This is a genomic window from Neptuniibacter sp. UBA6509, assembly GCA_002435145.1.
Taxonomy (GTDB): Bacteria; Pseudomonadota; Gammaproteobacteria; order Pseudomonadales; family Balneatricaceae; genus Neptuniibacter.
On the sequence record DJLT01000109.1, the window covers coordinates 1 to 9,885 of the forward strand.

General features: G+C 40.7%; 7 protein-coding genes. 3 read left to right on the forward strand and 4 right to left on the reverse strand.

The genetic code is table 11. The annotated features are described in order from the left end of the window. Positions 1-96 precede the first annotated feature (96 nt). Positions 97-2,463 (reverse strand): phosphoenolpyruvate synthase, encoded by a 2,367-nt coding sequence (gene ppsA, locus B4K11_RS13520; protein ID WP_292952976.1) that lies wholly within the window; start codon positions 2,461-2,463, stop codon positions 97-99. A 374-nt stretch (positions 2,464-2,837) separates the two neighbouring features. On the opposite strand from ppsA, the gene ppsR reads away from it, so the two are divergent. Together ppsR and B4K11_RS13530 are read left to right on the forward strand one after the other, a co-directional pair. Further along, positions 2,838-3,656, forward strand: a complete 819-nt coding sequence (ppsR, locus tag B4K11_RS13525; protein ID WP_292952979.1) for a posphoenolpyruvate synthetase regulatory kinase/phosphorylase PpsR — start codon at positions 2,838-2,840, stop codon at positions 3,654-3,656. A 52-nt stretch (positions 3,657-3,708) separates the two neighbouring features. Further along, the gene (locus tag B4K11_RS13530; RefSeq protein ID WP_292952982.1) at positions 3,709-4,392 is read left to right on the forward strand and encodes a FecR family protein; all 684 of its coding nucleotides are present in this window, start codon (positions 3,709-3,711) and stop codon (positions 4,390-4,392) included. A gap of 53 nt (positions 4,393-4,445) precedes the next feature. Here B4K11_RS13530 and B4K11_RS13535 read toward each other — a convergent pair whose 3' ends face one another. From B4K11_RS13535 to B4K11_RS13545, 3 genes are all read right to left on the reverse strand, one after another. Further along, positions 4,446-5,816 (reverse strand): hypothetical protein, encoded by a 1,371-nt coding sequence (locus B4K11_RS13535; protein ID WP_292952985.1) that lies wholly within the window; start codon positions 5,814-5,816, stop codon positions 4,446-4,448. Between the two features lie 129 nt (positions 5,817-5,945). Then, entirely contained in the window at positions 5,946-7,409 is a 1,464-nt protein-coding gene (locus B4K11_RS13540) for a rhomboid family intramembrane serine protease (RefSeq protein WP_292952988.1), read from the reverse strand. Positions 7,410-7,594: 185 nt separating this feature from the next. After that, a complete protein-coding gene (locus tag B4K11_RS13545) occupies positions 7,595-8,410 on the reverse strand; it encodes a phosphatase PAP2 family protein (protein ID WP_292959431.1) in 816 nt (271 codons plus the stop codon). Between the two features lie 451 nt (positions 8,411-8,861). Here B4K11_RS13545 and B4K11_RS13550 point away from each other — a divergent pair. Beyond that, positions 8,862-9,885 (forward strand): cache domain-containing protein (locus B4K11_RS13550; RefSeq protein ID WP_292959432.1); only part of this gene is annotated, 1,024 nt, incomplete at its 3' end.

The window sequence follows — 9,885 nt, forward strand, 5'->3', positions numbered from 1 at the left end:
ATGCCCCAGAGAGGCTGTTCGAACAGAGAACTAAAATATGAGGCACAAAAAACACAAAAAAAGCCACTAAAAAGTGGCCTTTTAAAATAGAGTGATTTACACCTCTTGGTTGGCTAAGAAAAACCAAGTATCCAAAACAGAGTCAGGATTTAGCGAGATGGTATCAATCCCCTGATCCATCAACCAGCGAGCTAAATCTGGATGATCTGACGGCCCTTGGCCGCATATGCCCACATACTTTCCTTGTTTTTTACACGCTTTAATAGCCATTGATAGCAGCTTTTTAACCGCAGCATCACGCTCATCAAATAGATGCGCTATGACACCTGAATCACGGTCTAAGCCTAAGGTCAGCTGTGTCAAATCATTTGAACCTATAGAGAAACCATCAAAGTGCTCTAAGAACTCGTCAGCTAATAAAGCATTAGAAGGAATCTCACACATCATAATAATACGTAAGCCATTCTTTCCACGCTTCAAACCATTAGCAGCAAGAAGATCAACAACTTGTTTTGCCTCACCCGGAGTGCGAACAAAAGGGATCATCACTTCAATATTGGTCAACTGCATTTCGTCGCGTACACGCTTCAATGCGCGGCACTCAAGTTCAAAACAATCCCTAAAGTTTTCAGAGATATAACGTGCAGCGCCTCTGAAACCAAGCATTGGGTTCTCTTCGCTCGGCTCGTATTTATCGCCACCAATCAGATGTCCATACTCGTTCGACTTAAAGTCAGACATGCGAACAATAACTTTCTTCGGATAGAAAGCGGCCGCCAAGGTTGAGATACCCTCAACTAAACGATCAACATAAAAATCTACAGGGCTCTTATAACCAGAAATACGGCGTTGAATTGTTTGCTGTAACGCAGGTGTTTGCTGATCAAAATTAAGCAGCGCTTTAGGGTGAATACCAATCATACGATTAATGATAAATTCTAAACGCGCTAAACCAACACCGGCATTAGGCAGTGCTTGGAAGTCGAAAGCACGATCAGGGTTACCCACATTCATCATAATTTGGAATGGAAGATCAGGCATGGACTCAACACTATTGGATTGATGTTCATAATCCAATTTTCCTTCGTACACACGCCCAGTATCACCCTCAGCACAAGAAACGGTCACCAACTGCCCATTCACAAACTGCTCTGTTGCATCACCACAGCCCACGATCGCAGGAATTCCAAGCTCACGTGCGATAATTGCAGCGTGACAGGTACGCCCACCTCGGTTAGTTACAATCGCAGATGCGCGTTTCATTACAGGCTCCCAATCAGGATCTGTCATATCAGTTACAAGCACTTCACCCGGTTGAACCTGGTCCATATCATTAATGTCGTAAACAATACGCACATTACCTGATCCGATACGGTGACCGATAGAGCGGCCTTCGACAAGCACTCTACTTGTTTCTTTCAACAAGTAACGCTCGATAACGGCTTGGTTGCTACGGCTTTTTACTGTTTCAGGACGAGCTTGTACAACAAAGATCTCACCTGTTTCACCATCCTTAGCCCACTCAATATCCATAGGCCTGCCATAATGCGCTTCTATCTCTATCGCTATTTTGGCTAAGGTCTCTACATCTTTATCGTTAATTGAAAAGCTTTGTCTATCTTCAGCGCTTACATCAACAGTGCTGACAGGGTTAGATTCTTCGGGAGCTGAGTACACCATTTTAATGGCTTTAGAACCTAGTGTTTTGCGAATAATCGCAGGGGCACCCATTTTAAGTGTTGGCTTGTATACATAAAACTCATCAGGGTTAACTGCGCCCTGCACAACCGTTTCACCCAAACCATAGGCCGATGTAATAAACACAACATGATTGAATCCAGATTCAGTATCTAAGGTAAACATAACCCCTGAAGAACCTGATTCACTTCTAACCATCTGCTGAATACCCGCAGACAAAGCAACTTCGCTATGTTCAAAGCCATGATGTACACGATAAGAGATAGCTCGATCGTTATACAAAGATGCAAACACCTCTTTAATAGAGTGCTTGATCGCAGTTAAGCCACGTACATTAAGAAAGGTTTCCTGCTGACCTGCAAAAGAAGCATCTGGTAGGTCTTCTGCCGTTGCTGAAGAACGAACAGCCACTGCCATCTCGCTGTTATCAGCTGACATCTCAGCCCAAGCGGCTTCAATTGCACTATCTAGTTCAGGCTGAAAGTCCGCCTGCATAATCATCTCACGAATAGATTGGCCAGCATTTTTGAGTGCCTTAATATTATTCGTATCTAATTGATGCAGATGCTCATTGATTCGATCTTCTAACCCACCATGAGCGAGAAATCCACGGTAGGCATCTGCGGTTGTTGCAAAACCATTTGGAACTTTAACGCTCGCACCCGTTAGCTCTTGTAACATTTCACCTAGAGAAGCGTTTTTACCACCCACTTTCTCTACATCATTCATACCTACTTGATCGAGGCGCAGTACATAGTTCTCCAACGGTCTATCTCCTACTCTGGTGCAATGCCTATCGTGGCTTTTATAATGTGGCGAACGAATAAATCTATCAACTTCATCGCCTAAGTTAGGCACTTACATTCAGCACACTGCACGGTTAATTCATTGCTTTGGATATTACTGTAGTGCGTTATAAAAATCCCGCATAACTGGATGTTTTAAGCGGTTTAAATGAGATTCGATTGATCTTAGTAATTAAAACCGGCCACCTACTAAATATTTCCCTGAATAATTACTTATAAATTTAGGATATAGAGTGATTTTTGATCCCTTTATCCTTGGGAAGTTATCCTGTATTTATGCGATATCTGTTATAGTCCGCTCTCTATTTTTTAGCTGTGTTTAGTGTAATCATTATGAAACGAACTGCTTATTTTATCTCCGATGGTACAGGTATTACCTCTGAAGCTTTGGGTCATAGCCTGTTAGCTCAATTTGATAGTATTGAATTTGAGCAAATTACATTGCCCTATATCGACAGCCCTAGTAAGGCAAAAGAAGCAGTTGCATTGATAAATAACGCAGCCATTGTCAACGGTATCAGACCTCTTATTTTCGATACGGTTGTTAATGAAGATATCCGTAACATCATTGCAGAATCTAATGCTTTTAAGATCGACGTGTTCTCAAGCTTTCTAAAACCCTTAGAAAACGAACTCGATGCTCATTCAAATTATTCCGTTGGTAAGTCTCACGGAATTGTAGAGCGTACTCGCTATAAGGATCGGATCGATTCAGTAAATTTTGCTATCGACAATGACGATGGCGCAAAAACACGACAATACGCTAATGCGGACATTATCCTTGTGGGTGTATCCCGTTGTGGAAAGACACCTACTTGCTTGTATATGGCGATGCAGTTTGGCCTTCGTGCTGCTAACTACCCACTGACTGAAGATGACTTGGAATTCAACAAATTACCGGAAGTTCTTGCAGAACATAAACACAAGTTACATGGTTTAACTATTGATCCATTTCAGCTATCAGCTATTCGACATGAACGACGCGCCAATAGTAAATATGCCTCTCTAGATCAATGTGATTTTGAAGTGCGGGAAGTTGAAAAGCTGTTTAAGAAACTAAATATCCCGATGATAAACACCACTAACTTTTCGATAGAAGAGATATCAACACGCATCATGGCTCAAACAGGCCTAGAACGTAAAATGAACTAAACTGCATTAAGTGAGTTAGTCTGCTTATCTATAAAAGATCGTGATACAGGTTATGAGCGTTAAACTCAGAGATACGCACTATCGTCATGCGCAACTGTTTATAGCGTTTGTTTTAACTGTATTCCCTGTAACATCATGGGCTGAAGGTGTCGGTAAGGTTATACTTACACAAGGACATCCAATCGTTGAGCGTGAAGGTCAGCACCTGTTACTTAAACGTAATGATGCCTTATTTATTAAAGACACTCTCATCACCTCAACTGACAGTAAAGTACTGTTCCGCTTAAAAGACAGATCCACTATTTCTCTCGCTGAGAACACCCTATTCACTTTGACTCAATATGATTATAAAGAAGGGAGTGAAAAGTCCATTTCTCGCTTCAACATGCTTAAAGGCGCATTCCGAACTCTCACCGGAAAAATAGGGAAACAAAAAGAGCCTAATTTCGAGATCCATACCCCTGTAGCCACGATTGGTGTCAGAGGCACTGAGTTTTGGGGTGGTTTTATCTTCAGTGATTCATTAGATGTCACCATGCTTAAAGGTAAAGGCGTATACATCACAAATGAACATGGCACGGTTGAAATATCAAAGCCTGGTGAAGGCACTATGGTTAGTGAAGGACAAGCACCTTCACCGATTAGTGTATGGAGTCAAAAGAAGCTTAAAGCAGCTGAGGCTGCTACCTCTTTGAGAACAGGTTCAACTCCAAGCTTCTTTGATTCAAGCTACTAACACTGGATTTCACTACACTTTGCCTTCGATCTGAACACACACATTATATACGATCAATTTTGATCGTTATCTGCTGTTTTACTTTTTAGAGAAGTAATTAATTGTCGGCATTTCTCAGCGTGCTTTTCTCTATTGGGCAAATTATCTAAGGCTTTAGCCATCAATTCATAAGCAGGTATTAAATCGGCAAACTCTGGTTCATCGCGGTGTAACCCATTGAGTAACTTTACAGTGAGTTTTTCTTTACCTGAATGGAAACAGGATTGTGCTAACTGATACCGTGTAATAGCTAAGCTAGGTATGTAATTCATGTCGAGTACTAAAATTCGCTGATAAGAAGTACTGGAAAGTTTTGTATGCCCGTTGTTCTTTAAAAGCTCAACATATACAGGTAAAAAGATATCAATCTCATGGATATTTTTCATACCTACTAAGAAATCAAAAAAACGATTATGCAATTCAAGATCATTAGGATTGCCAGTCACGCCTTCCTTAAAGCACCTTAAAACCTCGTCAAACTCCCCCTCTTTAACCAATACATTGATCTTCGCCAGAAGATGCTCTTTATGCGATCGCTCCTCCTGCTCATCAAGGGAGCTATCAAGACGACTTGTAAAACCTAAGACTCGCTGTTTCTGGAATAACAAGTAGCCCATCAAATGAAAGGTAACGATTAGGTAATAGTAAGAAACAATACTTTCCGGAATAGCAGAGAAGAAGCTGAACTGACTCTCAAGCAGCTGATGCAGAGTACCCACGGATGCCAACATAATCATAATGAATAGCAACAGCATTAGGTACGCCCGACCTAATGTAATCACCAGCCGCCCTATTTCTATAGGGTTAAGTGCCGGTAATATCTCTTCAAAACGTGCATAATTAATAAAAACCGCAGGTAAGCTAATCATCCAAAAAAGAGAAAAAAGCGTAGAAATTAGGGGACCAAATATTTGATGGACTCCGGCAATCATGACGCTGATACCGATTAAAATAATGACGATATGCAACAGCATTCTAAACCCGCCAGAAAAAGCCTCTTGGGGTTCTGGGGCTTTAGCTTCACCATTTGTAGTACTTTGTAGACACACAAAACTATATTTTGTCATTACCGCAGTTACGGTTAGGGACAAGATAAAACCAAGTAAGCCACCAATGGCCGCACTGACAGTAGCAAGTCCCGCGGCAATAATAATCAACAACAAAGTTTGCTTGTTCATCGGGTACTGAAAAGCACTGTCTAAACGCCGCCAAAACGGAGCAACATCACTACCCGCCCCTAAGCTTTCAAGTGCGGCACCACAAACAAAACAGCGATGTTCATTACTTTCTTCTAGGTGTTCGACACAACTATCGCATTGGCTAATCTGACAATGCTCGCAATGATATGTAGATGATACAAGCGGGTGATACTTGCAATAGTCCATTGTCTATTTAATCCTGAATTAAGAAACAACTTAAAGCGTAACTATAATTTTAAAAAAAAGATGTAAGAAAGAGATGCAAGAAAAATAGTCAAAGAAAAACACCTATCTCTTCTCCTATATTTTGCGGGATCAATAGCGACGACAGCGCTCATAAATCTCACTTGCGGCGGTATCATATTTCTTACGTTTAGCTTCATGCTCCCTTTCTGCAAAGCCAACTGAAAGTTTCCGTGCAAAATGGCTTAATGTCTCATTTTTAATGCCGCGGGTATAAAGCATGATAAATATCTGCTCAGACGTACTTAAGCTTGGCAAAGAAGATAGACGCCATCCTAATTGTAAGATCGCATCATTCGACATCTGCTCTTTTGCTTCATGGCTAGATAACCAATGTTTTTCAACTTTTAATAATTCTGCATCATTCAGTTTTTCAAGAGATAGGAGGCTAATTAATGCTTGAACGACATTCTCTTCATTCTCATCGGCCTCATTAGAGTTATGGGCACGAGCGCGTAAAATTTTATATTTCAGTTCTAGGAGCTCAAAAGATGGGCCGTATGTCGAAATAACGTCTTCAAGTGATGATAAGGCCCGATCAAATGAAAAAGTTTCTAGCGCTTTATAGACCTTATTGAGATCCTGCTGCAGAGGTGATTCAACTTCATCCTCTGCTAGATACTCCTCATTTAGAATTTTAGGGCTCACCATAGCAGCGGTTAAAATTAAAATGGCACCACTAATAAAACCTCCAGTGTGTGCCATAAACGCAATATTTGAATCTAGCTGTGTGAAATAGCTATATAACTCGTTAGCAATATACAAAGGTAAAACAAAAAGAGCGGGGGCTCGAATAAAGCCAACAAAAATAAAGAACCAGTAAAAAAACTCAATTTTACGGAGTCGAAAAACCCCTAGATACATAGCCATAACACCAGATATTGCACCTGATGCGCCAACCAAAGCGCTTGGGCTGTATTGATTGACCATTACAAATAGCACGCCACCTGCAATTCCAGTGACTAAATAGAATAAAAGGAAACGCATATGGCCAATAGCGGCCTCAACGGCAAAACCAAAAATGACCAAGAAAAACATATTACCTATAAGGTGCAACGCATCACCGTGTAAAAACTGATAACTAATCAGGTTTTTAACAGCCAGATCTTTTGGTTTTAGCCCATAACCATACAAGACAGTAGATTCAAACAGCTGATGTATGCGCTTTCTATCCTTCCAATAGTCACCTTTTTCAGGCTCTTGGAAGCTAACCCAGTTAGCATTAAGATAATCGAAAAACCTTAAGTCGCTAAGTACGTAAAAGACAAGTTGTCGGCGATGTCCTTCATCGAACATCTCCTGATAGTCCTCAATATTGCTACTAGGAACATCAGTGCTTTCTAGATAATCGAGATAGACTGGCCATTCGGTTTGAAAATACTCGAGCTCTTCATAATGAGTAATCGCACTCTCAATCTTCTCTCCATCGTCCTGTTGATAGATGAAGAATACCAATACGTTCGTTAAAACGATGAGGAAAAGCATGATCGGAGGATGCTTCCAATCAAAACGTTTTTCAGTTGGTATAATTACCATAGCAATCAGAATCCTTCCAAATATGCGGAGTAAATTGGAGACAGGCTAAAACAACTTCTAAATCTATAGCAAATAAGACCTAACCTCACCAATAAGTAACTGATAATAGCCAAATTAATTATAAAAGTAGATCGCTTATGACATAAATCATATTGTGAATAGTCACTAATAAATGAACGGCTAATTTATGTAGAATTGATTTTGCGTATCAATTTTATACTTATGCCCCAAGCAAAAGTCCCTAAAAGCCCACCTTGAAGCCCTCCAACAAAAACATCTGTAGGCGTATGAACGCCAAGCATAGGTCGTGAGAAACAAACAGCGACTCCCCAAGGGAGTAGGACATAGATCCAGCGAACATTTCTATCCTTAATGAGGGTTGAGCAAATCAAAAAAAGAAAGATCGCAAAAAACATCGCTGAGAAAGAGTGGCCTGAAGGAAATGAATAACCTGTTTCATACCCCCAATGCAGCTTAATGGGAGAAGATAACGGTATAAAATCGTTATTATCAAGCACAGCGGACAATACTTCGCGTCGTACCTCTTTATCCCCCACTGCATAAAAATCAACAGCGCTCATGCCCAACAAGCCTGTACCATTTTTACCGGCTAACCAAACAATATTGGGCCTTGGTACTTCAAAGTGAGTTTTGATAACCCGCTCATTAATGACAGCCCCAGCGCCTCCTAGTATGAGAGCAACAACGGCAATGACTATGACTTCATTGATTTTATCTTTGCTGCTCTGCCCTTCTCTTCTAAGTAAGGTAATTAAAACCAACAGTACGATCAGCGTTAATCCATATTTCCCTGACTGAGAAACGAAGTAAACAAGAGCCATGTAGGGTGAGGATAGATCAAAAAAAGGAGGAACAATATTTGTAGATACAGGGATTAGATAGCTCAATCCAAGAAAAATATAAGCCAGTAAAATCGGCAAAAATATACGCCCCATAGATTCTGATATCCCAAACAATAAGTGACGTACAAACTGCCTCATTAATTGAGACCCTTATTAATGTACTTTAAAAAAGCAGCTCTATTTATTTCAGTTTACGTGATAAGACTTCAGTTTCCTTTAAGCGTCTTTCTAATTCCCTTGTCTGATCAGATGAGCTACTGGATTCTTACACCCAAGTAATGCAATAACCGCTGCAAATATACGGCTCTAGCAACACGGGTAACTAAGAATAGATAAGAGCTTGATCAATTAACCTAGGTAACTTATTGTTTAAACTAATCATATTGTTCTATCACTTAGTTTTAAAAACATGGCCAAGCTGTACAGACCACAAGAACAAGAATAAATAGACCAAGTAATTATGCTCATATATAAATTATTCTTCTATTCTGGATTCAATCATAAAATTGGAAAGCACTTAAGGCCCTAGTCAAAATTTATACGCTTCCAGGCGACATCATAGCTTTTCGATAACTTCACGGAGTTTAGTTTGATTAGTAAAAAGATCCGCCATGTTTCTTCGGATTTATCTCATTCTCCGCTAGCACAAAAAACCTTGCTGCAGATGAGTATCCGTCTCTCTGTCGTTATAACACTCGCCGCTCTGATCAGCTACGCGCACATTTTCGGTATTCTGCACGATCAGGTAGAAGACAGTCTCCGTGTCTACATCACTGAACGAGGGGAAAAGGAAAGTCAGATATTCCTTAATGCTCAACTCAACCATCGCCTCTTCGAAGAACAATTCTTAAAGCAATGGCCGAGCAGGTCAAAACAACCTAAATCCGAAAATTTTGATGATTTGTTTGTGTGGCGTTCGGATCAGACCCGTCGTTTAAGCGAAGAGGCTTTTAATGGCATACAGCGTCCTGACGGAACCTACAGCCAACACATCAGCGCATTTGTAGGGACGAATGCTCCTGATACCGCCGAGTTTGCTAATAAACTCCACTTAAGTTACCAATTGATTGATCGCTACGCCGATGCGTTTACACAGCACTATGCCAACCTTTACGTATCAATGCCCGAAAACGTAAATATCGTTTACTGGCCATACATTCCTTGGGGGGATCAAGCGGAATCAGACCTAGATGTAAACTTAGAAGAGTGGGTGTACATCTCAACGCCAGAGAATAATCCTCAGCGAGATCATACTTGGACCGGGCTTTATTTCGACCCAACAGCAGATGAGTGGATGGTATCACTTGTCACTCCTGTCGATTATAAGCAGCAACACCTGATTAATGTAGGTCATGATATATTGTTAAATGACCTGTTCGACAGCGTTTTAAATGACAAATTACCAGGCACTCATAACTTTGTCGTGAGAGAAGATGGCCGCATCATTGCTCACCCGGATTTAACTGAAGCGCTTAATCGTACTAAGGGCATTTTACATGTTGATGATAGCGATGATTACACCATCACCAACCATGTAAATTCTGTGCTATCTCATGGGCGTACTCATGACGAATCAAACTTTATACTGGAACCCGATTCAGCAAATGCCTTGC

Coding starts and splice junctions, on each gene's coding strand:
- ppsR (WP_292952979.1), top strand. CDS start 2,838: ATGAAACGAACTGCTTATTTTATCTCCGATGGTACAGGTATTACCTCT.
- B4K11_RS13530 (WP_292952982.1), top strand. CDS start 3,709: ATGAGCGTTAAACTCAGAGATACGCACTATCGTCATGCGCAACTGTTT.
- B4K11_RS13535 (WP_292952985.1), bottom strand. CDS start 5,816: ATGGACTATTGCAAGTATCACCCGCTTGTATCATCTACATATCATTGC.
- B4K11_RS13540 (WP_292952988.1), bottom strand. CDS start 7,409: ATGGTAATTATACCAACTGAAAAACGTTTTGATTGGAAGCATCCTCCG.
- B4K11_RS13545 (WP_292959431.1), bottom strand. CDS start 8,410: ATGAGGCAGTTTGTACGTCACTTATTGTTTGGGATATCAGAATCTATG.